This is a genomic window from Streptosporangium sp. NPDC002524, assembly GCF_040295985.1.
GTDB lineage: Bacteria > Actinomycetota > Actinomycetes > Streptosporangiales > Streptosporangiaceae > Streptosporangium.
The window spans coordinates 1-23,197 of the sequence record NZ_JBEOWK010000053.1 but is presented as its reverse complement, the minus strand read 5'-3'; the positions used below and the strand labels follow the sequence as shown (position 1 = coordinate 23,197).

Annotated in this window: 19 protein-coding genes; 17 read left to right on the top strand and 2 right to left on the bottom strand. The window is 71.8% G+C overall.

Features of this window, described 5'->3' with window-relative positions; translation table 11 throughout:
• Positions 1 to 167: 167 nt before the first annotated feature.
• From ABT053_RS42680 to ABT053_RS42665, 4 genes are all read left to right on the top strand, one after another.
• Entirely contained in the window at positions 168 to 953 is a 786-nt protein-coding gene (locus tag ABT053_RS42680; protein ID WP_350977787.1) for a hydroxypyruvate isomerase family protein, read from the top strand.
• A gap of 277 nt (positions 954 to 1,230) precedes the next feature.
• A complete protein-coding gene (locus tag ABT053_RS42675; RefSeq protein ID WP_350977785.1) occupies positions 1,231 to 2,100 on the top strand; it encodes a 2-hydroxy-3-oxopropionate reductase in 870 nt (289 codons plus the stop codon).
• Entirely contained in the window at positions 2,097 to 3,827 is a 1,731-nt protein-coding gene (gene gcl / locus ABT053_RS42670; protein WP_350977782.1) for a glyoxylate carboligase, read from the top strand. The genes ABT053_RS42675 and gcl overlap by 4 nt, the downstream gene beginning before the upstream one ends.
• Before the next feature lie 11 nt (positions 3,828 to 3,838).
• Positions 3,839 to 5,383, top strand: a complete 1,545-nt coding sequence (locus ABT053_RS42665; protein WP_350977780.1) for an aldehyde dehydrogenase family protein — start codon at positions 3,839 to 3,841, stop codon at positions 5,381 to 5,383.
• Positions 5,384 to 5,422: 39 nt separating this feature from the next.
• Here the strand turns inward: ABT053_RS42665 and ABT053_RS42660 are convergent, their stop codons facing one another.
• Positions 5,423 to 5,812: a DUF6703 family protein gene (locus ABT053_RS42660; protein ID WP_350977779.1), complete on the bottom strand. Its 390-nt coding sequence runs from the start codon at positions 5,810 to 5,812 to the stop codon at positions 5,423 to 5,425.
• 242 nt (positions 5,813 to 6,054) lie between these two features.
• Between ABT053_RS42660 and ABT053_RS42655 the strand changes: the two genes are divergently transcribed.
• From ABT053_RS42655 to ABT053_RS42605, 11 genes are all read left to right on the top strand, one after another.
• Complete coding sequence (locus tag ABT053_RS42655) at positions 6,055 to 6,333, top strand: antibiotic biosynthesis monooxygenase family protein (RefSeq protein WP_350977776.1); 279 nt, start codon at positions 6,055 to 6,057, stop codon at positions 6,331 to 6,333.
• A 221-nt stretch (positions 6,334 to 6,554) separates the two neighbouring features.
• Positions 6,555 to 7,940: a glycine--tRNA ligase gene (locus ABT053_RS42650; protein WP_350977774.1), complete on the top strand. Its 1,386-nt coding sequence runs from the start codon at positions 6,555 to 6,557 to the stop codon at positions 7,938 to 7,940.
• A 203-nt stretch (positions 7,941 to 8,143) separates the two neighbouring features.
• A complete protein-coding gene (locus ABT053_RS42645) occupies positions 8,144 to 8,317 on the top strand; it encodes a hypothetical protein (RefSeq protein ID WP_350977771.1) in 174 nt (57 codons plus the stop codon).
• The gene (locus tag ABT053_RS42640; RefSeq protein ID WP_350977769.1) at positions 8,314 to 9,384 is read left to right on the top strand and encodes an AAA family ATPase; all 1,071 of its coding nucleotides are present in this window, start codon (positions 8,314 to 8,316) and stop codon (positions 9,382 to 9,384) included. The genes ABT053_RS42645 and ABT053_RS42640 overlap by 4 nt, the downstream gene beginning before the upstream one ends.
• Positions 9,384 to 10,349 carry a DUF58 domain-containing protein gene (locus tag ABT053_RS42635; protein ID WP_350977767.1) on the top strand — a complete coding sequence of 322 codons (966 nt, stop codon included), beginning with the start codon at positions 9,384 to 9,386 and terminating at the stop codon, positions 10,347 to 10,349. Before ABT053_RS42640 ends, ABT053_RS42635 begins: the two co-directional genes overlap by 1 nt.
• Positions 10,346 to 11,293, top strand: a complete 948-nt coding sequence (locus tag ABT053_RS42630) for a VWA domain-containing protein (RefSeq protein ID WP_350977765.1) — start codon at positions 10,346 to 10,348, stop codon at positions 11,291 to 11,293. The genes ABT053_RS42635 and ABT053_RS42630 overlap by 4 nt, the downstream gene beginning before the upstream one ends.
• Before the next feature lie 91 nt (positions 11,294 to 11,384).
• The gene (locus tag ABT053_RS42625) at positions 11,385 to 12,185 is read left to right on the top strand and encodes a S1C family serine protease (RefSeq protein WP_350977763.1); all 801 of its coding nucleotides are present in this window, start codon (positions 11,385 to 11,387) and stop codon (positions 12,183 to 12,185) included.
• Between the two features lie 285 nt (positions 12,186 to 12,470).
• Positions 12,471 to 13,142: a response regulator transcription factor gene (locus tag ABT053_RS42620; protein WP_350977761.1), complete on the top strand. Its 672-nt coding sequence runs from the start codon at positions 12,471 to 12,473 to the stop codon at positions 13,140 to 13,142.
• Complete coding sequence (locus tag ABT053_RS42615; protein WP_350977759.1) at positions 13,139 to 14,458, top strand: sensor histidine kinase; 1,320 nt, start codon at positions 13,139 to 13,141, stop codon at positions 14,456 to 14,458. Before ABT053_RS42620 ends, ABT053_RS42615 begins: the two co-directional genes overlap by 4 nt.
• Before the next feature lie 245 nt (positions 14,459 to 14,703).
• Positions 14,704 to 17,346, top strand: a complete 2,643-nt coding sequence (ppdK, locus tag ABT053_RS42610) for a pyruvate, phosphate dikinase (protein ID WP_350977758.1) — start codon at positions 14,704 to 14,706, stop codon at positions 17,344 to 17,346.
• A 154-nt stretch (positions 17,347 to 17,500) separates the two neighbouring features.
• Positions 17,501 to 18,733 (top strand): deoxyguanosinetriphosphate triphosphohydrolase, encoded by a 1,233-nt coding sequence (locus tag ABT053_RS42605; protein WP_350977756.1) that lies wholly within the window; start codon positions 17,501 to 17,503, stop codon positions 18,731 to 18,733.
• Between the two features lie 52 nt (positions 18,734 to 18,785).
• Here ABT053_RS42605 and ABT053_RS42600 read toward each other — a convergent pair whose 3' ends face one another.
• The gene (locus ABT053_RS42600; RefSeq protein ID WP_350977754.1) at positions 18,786 to 19,637 is read right to left on the bottom strand and encodes a M23 family metallopeptidase; all 852 of its coding nucleotides are present in this window, start codon (positions 19,635 to 19,637) and stop codon (positions 18,786 to 18,788) included.
• Positions 19,638 to 19,872: 235 nt separating this feature from the next.
• Here ABT053_RS42600 and dnaG point away from each other — a divergent pair, with 235 nt between their 5' ends.
• Complete coding sequence (dnaG, locus tag ABT053_RS42595) at positions 19,873 to 21,723, top strand: DNA primase (protein ID WP_350977753.1); 1,851 nt, start codon at positions 19,873 to 19,875, stop codon at positions 21,721 to 21,723.
• Positions 21,724 to 21,908: 185 nt separating this feature from the next.
• Positions 21,909 to 23,012, top strand: coding sequence for an RNA polymerase sigma factor RpoD (gene rpoD / locus ABT053_RS42590; RefSeq protein WP_350977752.1), 1,104 nt, complete (start codon positions 21,909 to 21,911; stop codon positions 23,010 to 23,012).
• Positions 23,013 to 23,197: the final 185 nt, after the last annotated feature.

The window sequence follows — 23,197 nt, the reverse complement described above, 5'->3', positions numbered from 1 at the left end:
GGCTCGGCCGGCACCGCCCAGGCCAAGAAGGACGCCCTGGAGAAGGTCGGCGTCCGCGTCGGCCGCACCCCGAGCGAGACCGCCCGCCTGATGCGGTCGGCGCTCGCCGCGCTGGGCACGCCGGACGGGCCGCCCGCGAAGGTCTCCCTGGGCGCGGGGGAGGCGCCGTGAAGTTCGACGTCAACCTCTCCATCCTCTTCACCGAGCTGCCGCTGCTGGAGCGTCCCGCGGCGGCGGCGAAGGCGGGCTTCGACGCGGTCGAGCTCTGGTGGCCCTTCGCCGCCCCCTGCCCGGCCGACCGCGAGATCGACGCCCTGCGGCGGGCGGTCGAGGAGGCCGGGGTGCGCCTGGTCGGCCTCAACTTCGACGCCGGGGACATGGCGGCGGGGGAGCGGGGCCTGCTGTCGCGGCCCGACGGCTCGGCCAGGTTCCAGGCCAACGTCGAGGTCGCGGCGGGCCTGGCCGGAGCGCTCGGCTGCCGGGTGCTCAACGCCCTCTACGGCAACGCGGTTGCGGGGCTGCCCCCGGAGGCCCAGCGCGAGCTGGCGCTGTCCAACCTCTCCCTCGCGGCGAAGGCGGCGGCCGGGGTCGGCGCCACGGTCGTGGTCGAGGCGCTCAACTCCCACGAGAACCCCGGCTACCCGATCACCTCCTCGGCCGCTGCCTTCGAGGTGATCGACCAGGTGGGCGCGGGCAACGTGGCCTTCCTCGCCGACCTCTACCACCTGCACCGGATGGGCGAGGACGTGCTCGCCCTCATCGACACGAGCGTCCACCGGTTCGGCCACGTCCAGATCGCCGACGACCCGGGCCGCGGGCAGCCGGGCTCCGGCGCGATGCCGTACGACCGGATCTTCGAGCGCCTGGAGACCTCGGGATACCGGGGCCACGTCGGGCTCGAGTACCGCCCCACCGGCCCCAGCGCCGAGAGCTTCGGCTGGAGGAACGCGTGACCTCCAGCCCGGGCCGCCCAGGACCCACAGAGCACACAGGACCCACAGAGCACACAGGACCCACAGGACCCACAGGACCCACAGGGCACACAGGGCACACAGAGCACACAGGACGAACAGGGCACACAGGGCACACAGAGCACACAGGACGAACAGGGCAGACCACCGGACCGCGCGCGGTGACCGGCCGCGCCCCCGCTCCCCGGGCCGAGGCCCGGGGTCTCCACCTTGGAGGTATTCGATGAACGCTGAGCGAGGGAGGAGCGGTGAGCCGCTCATGAACATCGGATTCATCGGCCTGGGGATCATGGGCAGCCCGATGGCGGCCAACCTGGTCAGGGCCGGGCACACCGTCGTCGGCTACGACACGAGCGCCGAGCGGATGGACGCCCTCGCCGTGGCCGGCGGCAAGTCCGCGGGCAGCGTCGCGGAGGCCGTCGCGCAGGCGGAGGTCGTGATCACCATGCTGCCCGACTCGCCCCAGGTGGAGGAGGTGGCCTTCGGCGAAGACGGGCTGCTCCAGCAGGGCAGGCAGGGCCTGATCCACATCGACATGAGCACCGTGCGGCCCGAGACCTCCCGCAGGGTCGCGCAGGCCGCGGCCGTCAAGGGCATCAGGGCGCTGGACGCCCCGGTGAGCGGCGGGGAGCGCGGCGCGGTCGACGGCACCCTCTCGATCATGGTCGGCGGCGCCTCCGCCGACTTCGCCGCCGTACGCCCGGTCCTCGCGGTCGTCGGCACGACGATCGTGCACGTGGGCCCCGCCGGGGCGGGACAGACCGTGAAGGCCGCCAACCAGCTCGTCGTCGGGGGCATCTACGGCCTGGTCGCCGAGGCGATCGTGCTGCTCGAAGCCTCCGGGGTCGACCCCGGCGGCGGGCTCGACGTGCTGGCCGGCGGGCTGGCGGGCTCCCGCATCCTCGACCTCAAACGGCACTCCATGGTCAGGCGCGAGTTCGCGCCGGGCTTCCGGATCGACCTGCACCACAAGGACATGGGCATCGCCGTCGCCGCGGCGCGGGAGGCGGGCGTCTCGCTCCCGCTCACCGGGCTGGTCGCCCAGCTCGTCGCCGCGGCCCGTGCCCAGGGGCACGGCTCCCTCGACCACTCCGCCCTGCTCAAGGTGATCGAAAGGATCAACCAGTGAAGCGGATCCCCTGCATGGAGGCCGTGGTGGCCGTCCTGGAGTCCGAAGGCGTCGACACCGTCTTCGGCATCCCGGGCGCGGCGATCCTCCCCCTCTACGCGGCGCTCCAGCACAGCGGCATACGCAACGTCACCGTCCGACACGAGGAGGGCGGCACGCACGCCGCCGACGGCTGGGCCCGGGTCACGGGCAACGTCGGCGTCTGCGTCGGCACCTCGGGACCGGCCGGCACCAACATGATCACCGGCCTCTACACCGCCCTCGCCGACTCCATCCCCATGATCTGCATCACCGGGCAGGCGGCGCGCGACAAGCTCCACCAGGAGGCGTTCCAGGCGGTCGACATCGTGGAGATCGCCAAGCCCGTCACCAAGTGGGCGGTCCAGCTGAAGGAGCCGGCCCAGGCCCCGTGGGTGTTCAGGGAGGCCTTCAGGATCGCCAGGTCCGGGCGGCCGGGGCCCGTCCTGATCGACCTGCCGATCGACGTGCAGCGCGGCACCTGCCTGTACGACGCGGAGATCGACATCCCGCTCCCCGTCGAGGTCCCGCGGCCCAGCCCCCCGGCGATCCGGGCGGCGATCGACATGCTCATGGCCGCCCGGCGGCCCCTCATCCTGGCCGGCGGCGGGGTGGTCATCGCCGACGCCGCCGCCGAGCTGCGCGCGCTCGCCGAGCACCTGCAGGTTCCCGTCCAGGTGACGCTGATGGGCAAGGGGGCCTTTCCGGAGGACCACCCCCTGTTCGCCGGCATGGCGGGCATCCAGACCCAGACGCGCTGGGGCAACGCGGCGCTGCTGGAGAGCGACCTGGTGCTCGCGGTGGGCGCCAGGTTCGGCGACCGGCACACCGGTGACCTCGACACCTATCGCCGGGGCCGCAAGTTCGTTCACGTCGACATCGAGCCCACCCAGATCGGCAAGGTCTTCGAGCCCGACCTGGGCGTGGTCGGCCACGCCCGGCCCACGCTGGCGGCGCTGGCCGAGGAGGCGGGCGCCCGCACCGAGGCCCGCGGCCCCGGAAAGTGGCCCGCGCGGGTCACCGAGCTGCGCGGCACGCTGCTGCGGCGCGACGACTTCGACGACGTGCCGATCAAGCCGCCGAGGGTCTTCCGGGAGCTGAACGACTTCTACGGGCCCGACACGACGTTCGTCACCGCGATCGGCCTCTACCAGATCTGGTCGGGGCAGTTCCAGAAGACCTACCTCCCGCGCCGCTACCTCGTCTGCGGGCAGGCCGGGCCGCTGGGCTGGGAGGTGCCCGCCGCGATGGGCGTCAAGTGCGCCTACCCGGAGCGGCAGGTGGTGGCCGTCGCGGGCGACTACTCCTTCCAGTTCTTGATGGAGGAGATCGCCGTCGCCGCCCAGTACCACATCCCGTTCGTCATCGTGATGATCAACAACGAGTACCTCGGGCTGATCCGCCAGGCCGAGATCCCCTACGACATGAACTACGCCGTCGACCTCCACTACGGCGAGGGCGGTGTCGACCACGTGAAGCTCATGGAGGCGTTCGGCTGCCCTGCCCGGCGCGTCGAGCTGCCCGGCGAGATCGGCGACGCGCTGGCCTGGGCGAGCGCGGAGTCCGACCGCCAGCAGCTGCCGGTGCTGGTGGAGGTCATGGTCGAGAGGGAGGCCAACGCGGCCATGGGCGCCTCGCTCGACGCGATCAAGGAGTTCGAGCCGCTGCCCGAGCAGGAGCTCGCCCTGGCCATCGACTGGTCCGACTGAGGGAGCAGCTCATGTCACTCATACTCAAGCCGGGGTCGGCCTGGTCCGACGCCTACGACCGGTGCGTGTCGGCGGCGCCCCAGGCCTTCCACGACGACCGGGTGCTCAACCACTGGGGCGGCTTCTGGCAGCGCGACGGCCGCCCGGAGCCGGCCGCCTCACCGGTGGACGGCACCGCCATCGCCGGTCCGCCCCGCCTCGACAGGGCCACCGCCCTGCGCGCGGTACGGGCCGGTCTCGACGAGCACCGCCTCTGGCGGCACGTGCCGCTCGCCGAGCGCAAGGCCCGTGTCACGGCGGCGCTGGAGGCGATGACCGCCCACCGCGACCTGCTCACCCTGCTGCTGGTCTGGGAGATCGGCAAGCCCTGGAAGCTCGCCGCGGCCGACGTCGACCGGTGCGTCGAGGGGGTGCGCTGGTACGTCGGCGAGATCGACCGGATGGTCGCCGGGCGCGTCCCGCTGGCCGGTCCGGTCAGCAACATCGCCAGCTGGAACTACCCGATGAGCGTGCTGATGCACGCCATGCTCGTGCAGGCCCTCGCGGGCAACGCGGTCATCGCCAAGGCGCCCACCGACGGCGGGCTCGCCTGCCTCACCCTCGCCACCGCGCTCGCCGCCCAGGAGGGGCTGCCGTTCACCCTCGTCAGCGGGGGAGGCGCCGAGCTCTCCCCGGCGCTCGTACGCGGCAAGGAGCTGGGCTGCGTCTCCTTCGTCGGCGGGCGCGACGCGGGCGGGCAGGTGGCCACCTCCCTCGCCGACCTCGGCCACCGGCACGTCCTGGAACAGGAGGGGCTCAACTGCTGGGGGGTGTGGGAGTACGGCGACTGGGAGCTGCTCACCGGGCAGATCCGCAAGAGCTTCGACTACGCCAAGCAGCGCTGCACCGCGTATCCGCGCTTCGTGGTGCAGCGCTCGCTGTTCCACGAGTTCCTCACCGCCTACCTGCCCGCGGTCCGGTCGGTGCGCTTCGGCCACCCGCTGGCCGTGGCGGGGCCCGACGACCCGCCGCCCGACCTCGACTTCGGCCCGCTGATCACCGGCGCCAAGGTCAAGGAGCTCGCCGACCAGGTGGACGAGGCGGTGGCCAAGGGCGGGATCCCCCTCTACCGGGGCTCCCTCGACGACGGGCTGTTCCTGCCCGGCCAGGACACCTCGGGTTACCTGGCGCCCGTCGCCATCCTCGGCCCGCCCCGCTCGTCCCCGCTCTTCCACGCCGAGCCCTTCGGGCCGGTCGACACCGTCGTGCTCGTCGACACCGAGGCCGAGCTGCTGGCCGCGATGAACGCCAGCAACGGCGCGCTGGTCGCCACGATCTCCTGCGACGACGAGGAGACCGTCAGGCGGCTGGCCCCGGAGGTGCGGGCGTTCAAGGTGGGGATCAACGCGCCCCGCTCGCGCGGGGACCGGGAGGAGCTGTTCGGCGGGCTCGGCGCCTCCTGGCGGGGGGCCTTCGTCGGCGGCGAGCTGCTCGTCAGGGCCGTCACCCAGGGGCCGGAGACCGAGCGCCTGCCGGGCAACTTCCCCGGCTACACCCTCCTGCCCACGTCCCGCTGAGGGCCGGAGGAGGGGGCGTCGGGGATGCCGGAGGAGGTGTCAGAAGGCGCCGAAGCGGTCGGCGGCGAGCAGGATCAGGAAGGTGAGCAGCGCGACGCGCAGGAGACGCCCCCCGGACCCCAGGGACGGCCACGACATGTAGGCGAGCCAGCCGACGAACCCGATCACCGGAAGCACGGCGACACCGCCCCAGAAGGACGGCACCGCGAATCCGGCCAGCAGGAGGACCACCAGCAGCACCGGGGCGATCCATCGGGGGAGCTGGAACAGGAAGACGAGCGGGGCCGCGCTGCGCAGCTCGATCCTGCGCCGCAGCCCGGTCGCCCCCGGCGTGAAGAACTGCTCACCCGGGGGCAGCGGGCGCTTGCCCTGCCTGGGACGGGGCTGTGCCAGCGGGTGTGCGGGGCGTTCCTGACGCTTGTCGGCCACGGGTCGAGCCTAACGCCACCGTGCCCGCCACGACATGCCCGGATCCCGGGACCGCCCGCCGCCCGCCGCCCGGGAGCGGCGCGGGGGCGCAGGGGCGTGCAGGGTGCGTGTGGGAGCGGCGCGGGGTCGTACGGGGGCGCAGGGTCGTGCGAGGTCGCTCGGGGTGTGCGGCGTGGCCCCGGGTGGCGGCGTCCGGGGTACGGCGTGGCGGGGGCCGGGGCGGGCTCTGGCATGCTGGGCGGATGCTTGCTCTCATCCGCTACTCGGTGCCGCCGGGCCAGGCCGAGGAGTTCACGCTCCGGGCCCACGAGATCGTCGACACCCTGGCCGGGCAGCCGGGCTACGTGCGGGGCCGGGTGTCGAGGTCGGTGGACGAGCCGGAGCTGTGGGCGCTGGTCAGCGAGTGGGAGGGCGCGGGGTTCTACCGCCGGGCACTGGGCGCGGCGCGGATGGCGATGTATCCGCTGATGACACTTATGATCAACGAGCCGAGCGCGTTCGAGGACGTCGAGCGCCCCTGAGGCCCGCCCGATGTCCCCGGGCTGTCCCCGGGCTGTCCCCGGGCTGTCCCCGGGCTGTCCCCGGGCTGTCCCCGGGCTGTCCCCGGCCCCGCCCCGGGAAGCTTTGCCGGGGGGCAGGGGGGCGGCCTGGTTTATCCGCACGTCCCGCGGCTCCGTCTCCCCTAAGCTGGAGACTCAATCCAATTCCTCGCCGACCTCCAGCCGGATGGAGTTTCTCCCTTATGGCACGCCGTACGGACATCATGGACACCATCGTCAGCCTCGCCAAGCGGCGCGGTCTTGTGTATCCCTCCAGCGAGATCTACGGCGGCCTGCGCGCGTCGTGGGACTACGGTCCGCTGGGCGTGGAGCTCAAGAACAACGTGAAGCGGCAGTGGTGGAAGACCGTGGTGCAGGGGCGTGACGACGTGGTCGGCCTCGACTCCTCGGTGATCCTGGCCCGCGAGGTGTGGCAGGCCAGCGGCCACGTGGAGACCTTCACGGACCCGCTGACCGAGTGCCAGTCGTGCCACAAGCGCTACCGGGCCGACCACCTCGAAGAGGCGTACGCCGAGAAACACGGGAAGCAGCCCGTCAACGGCCTGGCCGACATCACCTGCCCCAACTGCGGCACCAAGGGCGCCTTCACCTCGCCGAAGCAGTTCAGCGGCCTGCTGAAGACCTACCTCGGCGCGGTCGAGGACGAGTCGGGCCTCGCCTACCTGCGTCCCGAGACCGCCCAGGGCATCTTCATCAACTACCTCAACGTGCAGCAGTCGGCGCGCAGGAAGGTCCCGTTCGGCATCGGCCAGATCGGTAAGTCGTTCCGCAACGAGATCACCCCGGGCAACTTCATCTTCCGCACCCGCGAGTTCGAGCAGATGGAGATGGAGTTCTTCGTCAAGCCGGGCAGCGACGAGGAGTGGCACCAGTACTGGATCGACGAGCGCTTCCGCTGGTACACCGACCTGGGCATCAACCAGGACAACCTGCGCATCTACGAGCACCCGAAGGACAAGCTCTCCCACTACTCGAAGCGGACCGTCGACATCGAGTACCGCTTCAACTTCACCGGCACCGAGTGGGGTGAGCTGGAGGGCATCGCCAACCGCACCGACTTCGACCTGACCGCGCACGGCAAGGCCTCCGGCACCGACCTGAGCTTCTTCGAGCAGGACACCGGCGAGCGTTATGTCCCGTACGTCATCGAGCCGGCCGCCGGTGTCGACCGGGCGACACTCACCTTCCTGATCGACGCCTACACCGAGGACGAGGCGCCCAACGCCAAGGGCGTCATGGAGAAGCGCACGGTCATGCGCCTCGACCACCGGCTCGCGCCGGTCAAGGTCGCGGTGCTCCCGCTGTCGCGCAACGCCGACCTGTCGCCCAAGGCCAAGGACCTGGCGGCCCAGCTCCGCCGCCGGTGGAACGTGGAGTTCGACGACGCGGGGGCGATCGGCCGCCGCTACCGCCGCCAGGACGAGATCGGCACGCCGTTCTGCATCACCGTCGACTTCGACACGCTCGACGACCAGGCGGTGACCATCCGCGAGCGCGACTCGATGGCCCAGAAGCGCGTGGCCCTCGACCAGGTCGACGCCTACCTCCGCCAGCACCTCAACGACTGAGGCCCGTCCCGCCCCACCCGACCGATCACGGCCGGCGCCCCCGCACCCGGGGGTCGCCGGCCGTCGCTTTTTCCCGGCGGTCTCCCCGCGGTCTCCTACGAGGTGGGACGGGGCGAAAGACGAGATAAAAAGCAGGCTTACAGCGGTTTTCGGGAGCGTTTGATGACATCAGGGTGATCGTTCGTTCGACGAAGGGAAGAACGATGGCGCGCGTATCACCTTGGAAGACCGTTCCGGGGGTCGTGGCTCTCGGCGGGGTCGTCTTCCTGCTCACGGGAAGTGCCGCCCACGCCGATCCGCGACCGGCAGACGACGCGATCGAGCTGCGGCTGCTCGTCGACGACTGCCCGGCCCCGGCCTCCGCGACCGCCCCATGAAGGAGTACACCGAGCACGCCGACCAGGTGAGGGAGATCCCGTACGGCACGGAAGGCGGGGCGGAGAGGGGAGAGGGGGGAGAGAGGGCGCCGGAGAGCGCCGTGCTCGGGCGGGCGCTGTTCGAGGTCAAGCGGGTGATCGTCGGCCAGGACCGCATGGTCGAGCGCCTGCTCGTCGCGGTCCTCGCCCGGGGGCACTGCCTCCTGGAGGGGGTCCCCGGCATCGCCAAGACGCTGGCGGCCGAGACGCTCGCGGGCGTCGTGGGCGGCTCGTTCGCCCGGATCCAGTTCACTCCCGACCTGGTGCCCGCCGACATCGTCGGCACCCGCATCTACCGGCCGTCCACGGAGAGCTTCGACATCGAGCTGGGCCCGGTGATGGCCAACTTCGTGCTCGCCGACGAGATCAACAGGGCTCCGGCGAAGGTCCAGTCGGCGCTGCTGGAGGTGATGGCCGAGCGCCAGGTGAGCATCGGCGGGCGCACCCACCCGGTGCCCGCCCCGTTCCTGGTGCTGGCGACCCAGAACCCGATCGAGTCCGAGGGCGTCTACCACCTGCCCGAGGCCCAGCGGGACCGTTTCCTGATGAAGATCGACGTGGGCTACCCGAGCGAGTCGGAGGAGCTCGCGATCCTCTACCGGATGAGCACCGGCCGGCCGGTCTCCCGGGGGGTGCTCGACCCCCGGCGGCTGCTGGGACTCCAGGCGGCCGTGGACGACGTCTTCGTCCACCACGCCGTCGCCGAGTACGCGGTCCGGCTGGTGTACGCGACCCGGGAGCCCGCGCGGTTCGGGCTGGCGGACGTCGCGCCGCTGCTCGCCTTCGGCGCGAGCCCGAGGGCGACGCTCGGCCTGGTCGCCGCGGCCCGCGCGCTGGCGCTGCTGCGCGGGCGCGACTACGTGCTCCCCGAGGACGTCGCGGACCTGGCCGGTGACGTGATCGCGCACCGGCTGGTGCCGTCGTTCGACGCGCTGGCCGACGACGTCTCCCCCCGGCACATCGTGGACCGGGTGCTCGCGGCGATCCCGATGCCCAGGATCGCCCCCGGGCAGGGAGAGGCGGCCTGATGCGGCACCTGCTGTCCGAGCGGGTGCTCCGGCGGCTGGAGCTGACGGTCGTCAGGCGCCTCGACGGGCTGCTCCAGGGCGACCATCGGGGGCTCACCCCGGGACCCGGCGGCGAGCTGGCAGAGGCGAGGCCGTACGCGCCGGGTGACGACGTGCGCCGGATGGACTGGAACGTCACCGCCCGTACGACGGAGCCGCACGTCCGGGACATGATCGCCGACCGGGAGCTGGAGACCTGGGTGCTGCTCGACGCCAGCGCCAGCATGGACTTCGGCACCGCGCTGATGGAGAAGAGGGAGCTCGCGCTCGCCGCCGTCGCGGCGGTCGGGTTCCTCACCGAACGGACGGGCAACCGCGTGGGGGCGCACATCCTGCACGGCGGCGAGGTCCGGCGGTTCCCGGCCAGGAGCGGGCGCCCGCATCTCATGGCGCTGCTCGGCGCGGTGTTCTCCCTGCCGCGTACCGAACCGGGGGTCCCGGCGCCGCGCGTCGGCCCGGCCGCCGACGACCTGCGCCGCGTCGTGCGCCGCCGCGGGCTCGTGGTCGTCGTCTCGGACTTCCTCGATCCCCCGGAGACCTGGGAGAGGCCGTTGCGCCATCTCGCGCTCCGCCACCAGCTCCTCGCGGTGGAGGTCGTCGACCCCAGGGAGCTGACCCTGCCCGACGTGGGCGTGCTCACCCTCGTCGATCCGGAGACCGGCCGTCGCAGGGAGGTCTCCACGGCCGGTGCCCGCCTCCGCGAGCGCTACGCCGAGGCCGCCGCGGGTCAGCGGGCGGCCATCGCGACGGCCCTGCGCCGGTGCGGGGCCGCGCACCTGCGCCTGGACACCGACCGCGACTGGGTCCGCGACCTGGTCCGTCACGTCGTGCTGCAGCGCCGCCTGGCGCGGGCCCGTGGCGCGACAGGTGCGACGGTCGGGCCGGGCGGGACGGGCGCGAGTGGAACGAGAGGAGGTGTGGCATGACGTTCCTGTCCCCGATCTGGTTGTGGCTGCTGGTGCCCGCCCTGATGATCGCGGTTCTCTACGTCGTCATGTACCTGCGGCGCAGCCGGTACGCCCTGCGGTTCACCAACCTGGACCTGCTGGACAAGCTCGCTCCCAGGGGGCCCGGGTGGCGCAGGCACGTGCCCGCCGCGGCGTTCATGGGGATGCTGGTGCTCCTCGTCGTCGGGTTCGCGCGGCCGACGGCCGAGATGCGGGTCCCGAGGGAGCGGGCGACGATCGTCGTGGCGTTCGACGTATCCGCGTCGATGCAGGCCACGGACGTGGCGCCGAACCGGTTCGCGGCGGCGCGGGAGGCCGCGCGGCGGTTCGTCGGGGAGCTGCCCGCCCGGTTCAACCTGGGCCTGGTCACGTTCTCGTCGTCGGCCTCGGTGAGCGTGCCGCCCACCGCCGACAGGGCGGCGGTGCTGTCCGCGATCGACCGGCTCACCACGGACTCCGGTACGGCCATCGGCGAGGCGGTGTTCTCGTCGCTGGACGCGATCGACACCCTGGAGGGCGGCGGGGGCGGGGAGAGGCCGCCCGCCCACATCGTGCTGATGTCCGACGGGTCGAGCACCATGGGACGGACGCCGGAGGTGGCGGCGCGGGAGGCGGCCTCCCGGCGCGTACCGGTCTCGACCATCGCGTACGGCACCTCCGGCGGCACGATCCAGATGGGCGGCCGGGAGACCCAGGTGCCGGTGGACGGCCCGGCGCTGCGCGAGCTGGCGGAGAGCACCGGCGGGGGTTTCTACGAGGCGGCCTCCGGCGGTGAGTTGCAGGCGGTCTACGACGACATCGGCAGCTCGGTGGGCTACCGGACCGAGCGGCAGGAGGTCTGGCCGTGGTTCGTCGGGGTGGCCCTGCTCGGCGCGGTCGTGGCGGCCGGGACCTCCCTGTTCTGGTTCTCGAGGATCCTGTGAGGAGTCGGCCATGGTGACGTCACACGATCGGCCCCCCGGGCTCGGACGGCCCCGGGGGCCGGGTTTCACACCGGGGGACCCGCCTCCGGCCGTGCCGTGGCCGGAGACCGGCCCGTCATCGGGCCCGGTGGCCACCGCGCGCAAGGCGGGGGCCGGGCGCGTCCTGGTCGCCGCGGCGCTCGTCGCCATGGTCACCGGTGGCGCGTCGGGTGTCGCGGCGGCCCGGCTGGCGGGAGAGGAGCGGGCCGCTCCGGTGGCGCTGCCCCGATCCACCGCGGGCCCGGCCGGACCGCCAGGGGTTACCGGCGGCCTCAGCGGTACGGCGGCCAGGGTGCTGCCGAGCGTCGTGTCGGTCGAGTCGGGCCGGGGCTCGGGGTCCGGCTTCGTGATCGACGGCGCCGGGCACCTGCTCACCAACGCGCACGTCCTGGCCGGTGGCGCGAGCGTCACCGTCGTGCTCGGCGACGGGCGTCGGCTGCCCGCCACCGTCGTGGGCACCGACGAGGCGTACGACCTCGCGGTGCTCAGGGTGGACGACGCCCGCGGGCTGGTCCCCGCCGAGCTGGGGAGGTCGGCGGACCTCGCGGTGGGGGACCAGGTCCTCGCCATCGGCTCCCCGCTGGGACTCGCGGGCACGGTCACCGGCGGCATCGTCAGCGCCCTCGACCGCCAGGTGAGGCTGGGCGGGCGCGGGCAGACCGCGTTGCAGACCGACGCCTCCATCAATCCCGGCAACTCCGGGGGGCCGCTGGTCAACGCCCGGGGCGAGGTGATCGGGGTCAACACCGCGATCGCGACGCTCTCGCGGCGCGGGGCCGGGTCGATCGGCATCGGTTTCGCGATCCCGATCGACAGGGCGGCGCCCGTCGCCGAACGCATCATCCGCGAGTGAACGGGGGCGGCCGGGCCGTTCGTGCGTGAACGAGTGAACGGCACCGGACGGACCGTCCAAGGGCGCACGGGCCGTCCGGGGGCGGACGGAGGTGCACGGAAGCGGCCGGGCGTCCGGGAGTGAAGGCGAGTGAACGGGAGCGGAAGGGCGCGGAAGGGCGCGGAGGGGCGCGGAAGGGAGCGAAGGGAAATGGACGGAAGCGGAGGGAAGGGAATGCGAGGGAACGGAAGAGCGGTATGGCGGTGGCATCCGCGTTTCCGGCCGCGCACGACCTAGGTTCGTACCATGCGACTGCTCGTTGTCGAAGATGAGGAAGACCTGGTCGACGCCCTGCGCGTGGGACTCGTCCGGGCCGGATACGCGGTCGACGTCGCCTACGACGTGGCCCAGGCGAGGGAGAAGCTCCAGGTCAACTCCTACGACCTGGTCCTTCTCGACCTCAACCTGCCCGGAGGGGACGGCTTCGAGGTGTGCCGGGCACTGCGCGGGACCGACCAGGGCCAGGCCGTGCGGATCATCATGGTGACCGCGCGGGACCGGCTGGACGACCGGGTCAGGGGGCTGGACGAGGGCGCCGACGACTATCTCGTCAAACCGTTCGCCTTCCCCGAGCTCCTGGCCCGCGTCCGCGCGCTGCTGCGCAGGGAGCCGGGCGGCGGCACCGCGATCCTGCAGGTGGGGTCGTTGCGGCTGGACACCTCCCGGGTGGAGGCCCACTCGACCGGGCGCGAGCTGGGGCTGACCCCCAAGGAGTTCGGTGTCCTGCACTACCTGATGACCCGTCCCGGGCACGTCGTCTCCGCCGAGGAACTCCTGGAGCACGTCTGGGACGAGCACACCGACCCGTTCACCAACACCGTGCGGGTGACGGTGGGAAACCTGCGGCGCAAGCTCGGCGCCGACGCCGTGATCGAGACCGTGGTCAGCAAGGGCTACCGGTTGCGGGAGGACACGTGAGGCTCTCCTTCGTGCAGACGATCCGCTTCCGGCTGACCGTCCTCTACTCCGGCCTGCTGTTCCTGCTCTCCGCGCTCGTCCTCGGCCTGCTGTACGTCGCCGTGGCCAAGAGTGCCGAGGAGCGGCCCTACACCGTCCAGCAGGCCAAGCTCTACAGCGTCGACACCGAGCGCTACATCGGCAAGGCACCCGTCGTCGAGCTCGCCGAGGTCGAGAACGCGGTCAACCTGCTCACCCTGCGTACCCTGCGCGACTACTCGCTCCTCACCCTGGGCGGGCTCTTCCTGGCGAGCTTCGGCATCGGCTGGGTCCTCTCCGGCCGGGTGCTGCGGCCGGTGCGCTCGATCACCAGGGCCGCCGCCGAGATCCAGGGCACCGACCTGTCGCGGCGGATCCTGCTCACCGGCCCGAAGGACGAGCTGCGCGACCTCGCCGACACCGTCGACACCATGCTCGGCCGCCTGGAGGGCGCCTTCCTGGCGCAGCGGCAGCTGATCGACGACGCCTCCCACGAGCTGCGCAGCCCGCTGGCCATCATCCGGGCCAACGTGGACGCGGTCCTCGCCTCGCCCGACAGCACCGAGGAGGAGCGGATGCGCGCGGTGGCCATCGTGGACCGGGCCACCACCCGGATGACCCGCCTGGTCGAGGACCTGCTCGCGACCGCGCGCCGGTCCGCGCCCGCGCTGGCCGACACCGAGGTGGACGTGGGGGCGCTGGCCGCCGAGGCGGCCGAGGAGTTCACCGCGCTCGCGGCCGGACGCGGGCTGTCGATCCGCCGGTCGCTGCCCGCCGGGCTGCGCGGGGTGGGCGACCACGACGCCCTGCGCCGGGCCGTGGGCAACCTGCTCTCCAACGCGGTACGGCTCGCGCCCGGCGGGAGCGAGGTCGTCGTGGCGGCGGGCCGTACCGGGGGCTGGATCTGGGTGGCGGTGCGCGACGCCGGGCCCGGGGTGCCCGAGGACGACCACGCGCGGGTGTTCGACCGGTTCTGGCGCGGCCAGGTCAACGGCCAGACCAGCGCGCAGGCCAGCGGCCAGACCAGTGGCCAGACCAGTGGCCAGACCGGCGGCCAGGCCAGTGGTCACACCAGCGGCCAGACCAGCGGGCAGACCGGCCGGCGCGATCGGCACAGCGGGCTGGGCCTGGCGATCGTCCGGCAGATCGTGGAGTCGCACGGCGGGCACGTGCGCCTGTTCTCCCGGCTGGGCGAGGGAAGCGTGTTCGTGCTGTGGCTGCCGTCCGGCGAGGGCCCGGCGGAGGGGGAGGTTCCCGACCTGAATCCTCTCGCCGAGGCCGGTCTGGCGGGCCGCTGAACCGGCCGTGAACGGGTTTGAATGCGCGGGAAATTGGTTTATACCAATTGGTGTAAACCAATTTTCAGAGTGATCGATATCCTCGCGCATTTGGGCTGGATTTGAATTGGATTAGACCGGTTTGCCCGCTTTGAGCTGCGATGATGCTGTTCCGTGTGGTGAGTGCCGTTTCGTCGCCGTGTTCGTCGGTAGAGTCCGGAGAGAGGCGGAACCAGACGCCGATTGAAGTCGCAGAAGGAGCAACCGTGCCGAAGTACGTTTACGACTTCACCGAGGGCAACAAAGATCTCAGGGACCTGCTCGGTGGCAAGGGGGCGAACCTCGCCGAGATGACCAACCTCGGGCTGCCGGTGCCCCCCGGCTTCACCATCACCACCGAGGCGTGCCGCAGCTTCCTCGCGGACGGGGTCCCGCCCGAGGGGATGCAGGAGGAGGTCTCCGGGCACCTGTCCGCCCTGGAGACCACGATGGGCCGCCGGCTGGGCCAGGCCGACGACCCGCTCCTGGTGAGCGTGCGCTCCGGGGCGGCGTTCTCCATGCCCGGCATGATGGAGACCGTCCTCAACATCGGGCTCAACGACGACTCGGTGCACGGGCTCGCCAAGCAGGCGGGCGGCAACGAGCGCTTCGCCTGGGACTCCTACCGGCGCCTCATCCAGATGTTCGGCAAGACCGTCCAGGACATCGACGGCGAGCTCTTCGACGACGCGCTGGAGGAGCTCAAGGACGGCCGCGACGACCTGGAGCTGGAGGCGGCCGACTTCAAGCGGCTGGTCGCGACGTACAAGGAGATCGTGCGCGACAGGACGGGCGAGGACTTCCCCGCCGACCCGTACGAGCAGATGCGCATGGCGGTGGAGGCCGTGTTCGCGTCGTGGAACGCCCCGCGCGCGGTCCTGTACCGCCGCCAGGAGCGCATCCCGGCCGACCTGGGCACGGCGGTCAGCGTCTGCTCGATGGTCTTCGGCAACTGCGGCATGGACTCCGGCACCGGCGTGGCCTTCACCCGCGACCCCGGCAGCGGCCAGCAGGGCGTGTACGGCGACTACCTGCAGAACGCCCAGGGCGAGGACGTGGTCGCGGGCATCCGCAACACCATGCGGCTGCAGGAGCTGGAGGGCATCGACAAGCCCGTCTACGACGAGCTCATGCGGACCATGAAGACGCTGGAGGACCACTACCGCGACCTGTGCGACATCGAGTTCACGGTCGAGCGCGGCAAGCTCTGGATGCTCCAGACCCGGGTGGGCAAGCGGACCCCGGGCGCCGCGTTCCGCATCGCCGTGCAGCTCGTCGACCAGGGCGTGATCGACCTCGACGAGGCCGTGACCCGGGTGACCGGCGACCAGCTCGCCCAGCTCATGTTCCCCCGGTTCGCCGAGGACGCCGGGAGCAAGGTGATCGCCAGGGGGATGAACGCCTCGCCGGGCGCGGCCGTCGGCAGGGCCGTCTTCTCCACGCCCAGGGCCGTCGAGCTCGCCGAGAGCGGTGAGGCCGTCATCCTGGTCCGCCGCGAGACCAACCCCGACGACCTGGCCGGGATGATCGCCGCCCAGGGCGTGCTGACGAGCCGCGGGGGCAAGACCTCGCACGCCGCCGTGGTCGCCAGGGGCATGGGCAAGACCTGTGTCTGCGGCGCCGAGGAGCTGGAGGTCTCCGCCGCCGACCGCGCGTTCACCACGGCCTCCGGCCTCGTGGTCTCCGAGGGGGACGTCATCTCCATCGACGGCACCAGCGGAGCCGTCTACCTCGGCGAGGTGCCCGTGGTCCCCTCCCCGGTCGTGGAGTACTTCGAGGGCTCGGGCGACCGGGACGACGAGCTCGTCCGCGCCGTGCACCGGATCATGTCCCACGCCGACGAGGTACGCCGGATGGACGTGCGCGCCAACGCCGACACCGGCGAGGACTCCGCCAGGGCGCGCAGGTTCGGCGCCCAGGGCATCGGGCTCTGCCGCACCGAGCACATGTTCCTCGGCGACCGCCGGGGCCTGGTCGAGGACCTGGTGCTCGCCACCTCCGCCGAGGAGCGCGACCGGGCGCTGGCCGCGCTGGAGCCGCTGCAGCGGGCCGACTTCACGAAGATCTTCCAGGCGATGGAGGGCATGCCCGTCACGATCCGCCTCATCGACCCGCCGCTGCACGAGTTCCTGCCCGACTTCACCGAGCTGTCGGTGAAGGTCGCCCTCGCCGGTGACGCGGTGGAGGAGAAGGACCGCAGGCTCCTGGTCGCGCTCAAGCGGCTCCACGAGGAGAACCCGATGCTGGGCCTGCGCGGCGTGCGGCTCGGCCTGGTCATCCCCGGCGTGTTCGCCATGCAGGTCCGGGCGATCGCGGCGGCGGCCAAGGCGGTGCCGGGCAGCCGCCCGGAGATCATGATCCCGCTGGTGGCCGCCGTCCAGGAGCTGGAGCACGTCAAGGACGAGGCGCGGCGGATCCTGGAGGAGACCGGCGTCGACGCGCTGATCGGCACGATGATCGAGGTGCCTCGCGCGGCGCTCACCGCCGGGCAGATCGCCGAGGCCGCCCAGTTCTTCTCCTTCGGCACCAACGACCTGACCCAGATGACCTGGGGCTTCTCCCGGGACGACGTCGAAGCCGCCTTCTTCACCAAGTACCTGGAGCTGGGCGTCTTCGGTGTCTCCCCGTTCGAGACCCTGGACCGCGACGGCGTCGGCCGGCTCGTGGAGATCGCCGTCGAGCGGGGCCGCGCGACCCGTCCCGACCTGAAGCTGGGCATCTGCGGCGAGCACGGCGGCGACCCGGACTCGATCCACTTCTGCCACCAGGCCGGTCTCGACTACGTGTCCTGCTCGCCGTTCCGCATCCCGGTCGCCCGGCTGGAGGCCGCCCGCGCCACCCTGGTGTGCGGCGACTCCGACACCCGCTGACCCCGCCGCCCGCCCGGCGAGGAACGCCGAGCTCCGTTCCTCACCCGATTACGCCGCGCGTACGGGTGAGGAACGGCGGCGCGTACCCGATAACCAGGTGTTTTCTCGCCGTTCGGCATGGCAGGGCCCTTTCGCGGATAAAATCAGGGCACTTATGCACGGCTATGACGAACACGATCAGGCCAGGTGGGTGCCGGAACCGCCCGGCAACCCCGGCCGAGGCCCGTTCGAGCGCGATCGGGCACGGGTGCTGCACAGCGCCGGGCTCCGCCGCCTCGCCGCCAAGACCCAGGTCGTCGGCCCGGGGGAGACCTTCGGCAGCGGCCAGCACATCCCCCGCACCCGCCTCACCCACTCCCTGGAGTGCGCGCAGATCGGCCGCGAGATGGGAGAGACCCTCGGCCGCAACCCCGACCTGATGGAGACCGCCTGCCTGGCCCACGACCTCGGCCACCCGCCGTTCGGCCACAACGGGGAGACGGCGCTCAACGAGGTCGCCGCCGCGTGCGGGGGCTTCGAGGGCAACGCGCAGAGCCTGCGCCTGCTGACCCGGCTGGAGGCCAAGGTCGTCACCGAGGACGGCCGCAGCGCCGGGCTCAACCTCACCCGCGGCTCCCTGGACGCCGCCCTCAAATACCCGTGGACCCGCGAGAGGGGCGCCAAGTACTGCGCCTACGACGACGACCTGCCGGTCTTCGGGTGGATCAGGGAGGGCGCGCCGGAGGGACAGGTCAGCTTCGAGGCCCAGATCATGGACTGGGCCGACGACGTCGCCTACTCCGTGCACGACCTGGAGGACGCCCTGCACTCCGGCGGCGTGGTGCTGGAGGCGATGCGCGATCCGGCCGAGCGCCGCGAGGTCTGCGCGACCACCCGCGAGTGGTACGTTCCCGACGCCGAGCCCGGCGAGCTGGAGGACCTCTTCGGACGCCTGATCACCCAGCCGCTCTGGCCCCGCCACTTCGACCGCTCGCTCGCCGACCTCGCCGCGATCAAGGGGCTCACCAGCTCGCTCATCGGCCACTTCTGCAAGTCGGCGGAGGTCGCCACCCGCGAGGCGTACGGACCGGCGGCCGGTCGCTACAGCGCCGACCTGATCGTGCCCAGGGCCACCCGGCTGGAGTGCGCGCTGCTCAAGGGGGTCACGGCCCACTACGTGATGGCGAGCGACGCGCACAACGCCAACCAGGCCAGGCAGCGCGAGCTGATCCACGACCTGGCCCACCACATCATGCTGGGCGCCCCCGGCACCCTGGAGCCCGCGTTCAGGCTCGCCTTCACCAGGGCCGGTGGCGACGCCGGGCGGCTCCGCGTGGTCGTCGACCAGATCGCGTCGCTCACCGACACCTCCGCGGTCGCCTGGCACCGCACCCTGACGAGCCGCTGACGGGCCGCCCCCGGGGGCTCTCAGGGCTGCCGGGGCTGTCGGAGCCGTCGTGTCACGTTCCCGCGGCCGGGGTGCTGGTGCCGAGCGGGATCTGCACCGGCTCCTCCGGCTCCGGCTTCCGGGTCGGCTTCTTCGTCGGCTGCGGTTTCGACGCGCACAGGGTGAAGCACCGGGGGGCGGCGCCGGTCCGGCTCAGCACGGCCCGCATCTCCTCCCGGGGGGAGAGCGTGGGGTTCCCCTTCAGCCAGGCGTCCAGGTACTCCCAGGGCTTGACCATGCCCCGGCGCACCCACCACATCGAGGGGGAGGTCTTCCAGGAGATCGCGAAGTAGAGGTTGCTCGCGGTCGAGCGGGCGTTGCCCGAGTTGCCGACCTGGCCCAGGACCTGACCGGCGCCGACGCGCAGCCCCGGCCGGATCCCCAGGGCGACCTTGTCCAGGTGGCCGCCGAGGTAGCGCACGCCGTCGTCACCGATGACCGTGACGAACCGGCCCTCGCGGTCGGCGCCGCGGTCGGTGGAGGGCTTCCACCGGTTCTTGGTGTTGACCTCGTCGACCACGCCGTCCACCGGCGAGACGAACGAGCAGCCCTTGCCCGCCCAGATCGTGGTCTTGGGCAGCACCAGGAGCCTGCTCTCGTAGGTGACCGAGCAGCCCTTCACCGGGAAGACGTAGGTGTGCTTGGAGACCTTCGGCGGCGGGACCCGCACCGGGGGATCGGCCTTGGGACGGTCCACCGCCGTCCGGGGGACGGGGGTCGGGGTCGCCTCGGGAATGGTCGCGGTGACCGACGAGGCCGGGGACCCGGCCGCGGACTCCGCCCCGGGGGTCGGGACCGCCGTGCCGATGCCCGCCACCCCGCCGGGTGACGCGCAGGCTCCGGTGACGAGTACGGCACCGGTCACAGCGGCCAATCGTGCTATATGCCCCGATCGCATGATCTCCACCCGCGTACATTATCGAGAATCCGCCTTTACCTTTGTAACCGACGCCCTGGTTGGTCACGACCACTTCGGGAAAGTCATCGTTCCTCCTGTCCCTCCCGTCCCGGCAGTGGTGTCCCGGCCTGCCGGAAGATCGGCACGGGGACGGGCGCACTCGCCGCCCCTACCTGTCGGAGGGCCGGACTAGACTCGCGGCGTGGCAGGCCGGATCAGTGACGAGGACATCGCGCTCGTACGAGAGCGTTCACCGATCGCCGACATCGTGGGCGAGCACATCCAGCTCCGCAACGCGGGCGGCGGCAACCTGAAAGGGCTCTGCCCCTTCCATGAGGAGAAGAGCCCGTCCTTCAACGTGACCCCCACCCGGGGATACTGGTACTGCTTCGGCTGCGCCGAGGGCGGTGACGTCATCACCTTCGTCCGGCGCCTGGAGCACCTGTCGTTCGGCGAGGCGGTCGAGCGGCTGGCCAACCGGGCGGGCGTCCAGCTCCGCTACGAGCAGGGCGGCTACGTCCCCGGGCGCGAGCAGGGCGAGCGCATCCGCCTGATCGAGGCCCACAGGGCGGCGGCGGAGTTCTACGTCTCGAAGCTGTCCGCCCCCGACGCCGCGATCGGGCGCAGATTCCTGTCGGAGCGCGGGTTCGAGCGGGTCGACGCCGAGCGCTTCGGCGTCGGATACGCCCCGGCCGAGTGGGAGGCCCTCTCGCGGCACCTGATGGGCCGCGGCTTCACCAGCGCGGAGCTCATCAAGGGCGGGCTGGCCAAGGAGGGGCGGCGCGGCCCGATCGACCGCTTCAGGGGACGGCTGGTCTGGCCCATCCGCGACATAACCGGCGACGTCATCGGGTTCGGCGCCCGGAAGCTGAACGACGCCGAAGACGGCCCGAAATACCTGAACACCCCCGAGAGCCCCCTCTACAAGAAGAGCGAGGTCCTCTACGGCGTCGACCTGGCCAAGCGCGAGATCTCCAAGCGCTCCCAGGCCGTCATCGTCGAGGGCTACACCGACGTGATGGCCTGCCACCTGTCGGGCGTGCCGACGGCGGTCGCCACCTGCGGCACCGCGTTCGGCGAGGAGCACATCAAGGTGCTCAGGCGGCTGCTGCTCGACCAGTCGGGGTCGCACGGCGAGGTGGTCTTCACCTTCGACGGCGACGCGGCGGGCCAGAAGGCGGCCCTGCGCGCCTTCGCCGACGAGCAGAAGTTCGTCACCCAGACCTTCGTCGCCGTGCAGGCCGACGGCCTCGACCCGTGCGACCTGCGCGTCAGGCAGGGCGAGGCGGCCGTGCGCGACCTGATCGCCGGGCGCGAGCCGCTGTTCGCGTTCGCCATCCGCAGCGTGATCTCCCGCTACGACGTGAGCACCAACGAGGGGCGGCTCTCCGCCCTCGACGCCGCCGCCCCGATCGTGGCCGGCATCAAGGACAGGTCCCTGCGCCAGCTGTACGCCGTCGACCTCGACCGGTGGCTGGGCTTCAACAACGAGCGCTTCGTCCTCGACCGGATCACCGAGGTCTCCGCGGCGGCCCAGCCGCGCGCCCAGCGGCCCGCGGGGCCGCGCAAGGTCGCCGACCTCACCGACCCCGGCGTGCGGACCGAGGCGGAGGTGCTGCGGCTGGCCGTGCAGCGTCCCGCGCTGCTCGGTCCGGGCTTCGAGGCGCTGGGGGAGGAGGCGTTCACGCTCCCCGAGCACGCGGCCCTCTACCGGCTGATCGTCGGCTCCGGCGGCACCGCCACGGCGGGGCAGGGCGGGCGCGAGTGGGTCGACCTGCTGCTCGGCGGCGCCGAGGACGCCCTGCGCGGGGTCGTCACCCGGTTCGCCGTGGAGGAGCTGCGGGCCGACCTGGCGAACGAGGAGCGCTACGCCTCGGCGATGCTGGCGGCCCTGGAGCTCGTCTCGGTGGCGCGGGCCATCGAGCGGCTCAAGTCGAGGATGCAGCGGACGAACCCGGTCGACGAGCAGCAGGAGTACAACCGGCTGTTCGGCGAGCTGGTCGCGCTGGAACAGCAACGGCGGGTGCTCAAGGATCGCGCCGCCGGGAGCTGACGGCGTAAATGGCATTAATATCCGGGGGGCGATTCCACCAAACCCGAATAAGGTCTCGATCCGATAATGATCGAGGCCTTACCTCCGGTGACAAAAATAGGTCTGCCATTTAGGGGACCCAATACAGCAGACTGTCTCCCGTGGGTGCATCGGTGCTGCCAAGTGGGCCGCCATCGGTAGACCAGGTGGCCGACCTCGTCACGAAGGGAAGAGAGCGCGGAAGCGTCACGGTCGACGACGTCGCCGCAGCTCTCGACAAGTCCGAGCTGCCGTCCGACGCGCTCGAACGCGTCGTCCGCATGCTCGCCGAGAACGGAGTGGAGGTCCTCGAGCCCCAGGGCGACGAGGAGCCCGCCCGGGCCGATGAGGAGGATGTCGGAAAAAGGGCCCCGACCAGCGATCTCGTTCGCATCTACCTGCGGGAGATCGGTCGCGTGCCCCTGCTCACGGCCGAGGAGGAGGTGGAGCTCGCCAAGTCCATCGAGGCGGGCCTGTTCGCCGAGGACAAGCTGACCAGCGTCGTATCGCGCATGGTGTTCCCGGAGTTCAAGGAGCTCGCCTGGCAGGGCACGCGGGCCAAGCAGCGGCTGATCGAGGCCAATCTGCGGCTCGTCGTGTCAATCGCCAAAAGATATGTGGGACGCGGGATGCTGTTCCTGGATCTCATCCAGGAGGGCAACCTCGGGCTCATCCGGGCGGTCGAGAAATTCGACTACACCAAGGGCTACAAGTTCTCCACATATGCCACCTGGTGGATTCGCCAGGCGATCACCAGGGCCATCGCGGACCAGGCGCGCACCATTCGGATTCCGGTGCACATGGTCGAGACGATCAACAAGCTGGTCCGGGTCCAGCGCCAGCTCCACCAGGATCTCGGCCGCGAGCCCGCGCCCGAGGAGATCGCGATGGAGATGGACCTGCCGATCGACCGGGTGATCGAGATCCAGCGGATCGCCCAGGAGCCGGTCTCCCTCCAGTCGCCGATCGGCGAGGAGGACTCCGACCTCGGAGACTTCATCGAGGACGCCGACGCGGTGGTGCCGATGGAGGCGGCGGCCTTCATCATGCTGCAGGACCAGCTCGACGACATCCTCGCGACCCTCTCCGATCGCGAGCAGCGCATCATCCAGCTGCGCTTCGGGCTCGCGGACGGGCATCCCCGGACCCTGGAGGAGGTCGGCAGGGAGTTCGGCGTGACGCGCGAGCGCATCCGGCAGATCGAGTCGAAGACCCTCGCCAAGCTCAGGCACCCGACGAGGGCGCAGATGCTTCGCGACTACCTCGACTGATTCGCGACCACCTCGACCGCCTCGACCGCCTCGACCGATTCGATCGCCTCGGCCGGGGAGCCACACGGCGCGGGCCCCGGGAACCTCCGTTCCCGGGGGGCCCGGCCGTGCGGGGGCGCCCCCGGGGGGGGGGGCGCCGGGCGGGGGGGGCGGGGGGCGGGGGGGGGCGGCCGGCGGGGGTGAGC

Excerpts from the sequence above, each read along its gene's own strand:
- ABT053_RS42675 (WP_350977785.1), top strand. The coding sequence starts at position 1,231 with ATGAACATCGGATTCATCGGCCTGGGGATCATGGGCAGCCCGATGGCG.
- ABT053_RS42665 (WP_350977780.1), top strand. The coding sequence starts at position 3,839 with ATGTCACTCATACTCAAGCCGGGGTCGGCCTGGTCCGACGCCTACGAC.
- ABT053_RS42655 (WP_350977776.1), top strand. The coding sequence starts at position 6,055 with ATGCTTGCTCTCATCCGCTACTCGGTGCCGCCGGGCCAGGCCGAGGAG.
- ABT053_RS42650 (WP_350977774.1), top strand. The coding sequence starts at position 6,555 with ATGGCACGCCGTACGGACATCATGGACACCATCGTCAGCCTCGCCAAG.
- ABT053_RS42645 (WP_350977771.1), top strand. The coding sequence starts at position 8,144 with ATGGCGCGCGTATCACCTTGGAAGACCGTTCCGGGGGTCGTGGCTCTC.
- ABT053_RS42640 (WP_350977769.1), top strand. The coding sequence starts at position 8,314 with ATGAAGGAGTACACCGAGCACGCCGACCAGGTGAGGGAGATCCCGTAC.
- ABT053_RS42635 (WP_350977767.1), top strand. The coding sequence starts at position 9,384 with ATGCGGCACCTGCTGTCCGAGCGGGTGCTCCGGCGGCTGGAGCTGACG.
- ABT053_RS42630 (WP_350977765.1), top strand. The coding sequence starts at position 10,346 with ATGACGTTCCTGTCCCCGATCTGGTTGTGGCTGCTGGTGCCCGCCCTG.
- ABT053_RS42620 (WP_350977761.1), top strand. The coding sequence starts at position 12,471 with ATGCGACTGCTCGTTGTCGAAGATGAGGAAGACCTGGTCGACGCCCTG.
- ABT053_RS42605 (WP_350977756.1), top strand. The coding sequence starts at position 17,501 with ATGCACGGCTATGACGAACACGATCAGGCCAGGTGGGTGCCGGAACCG.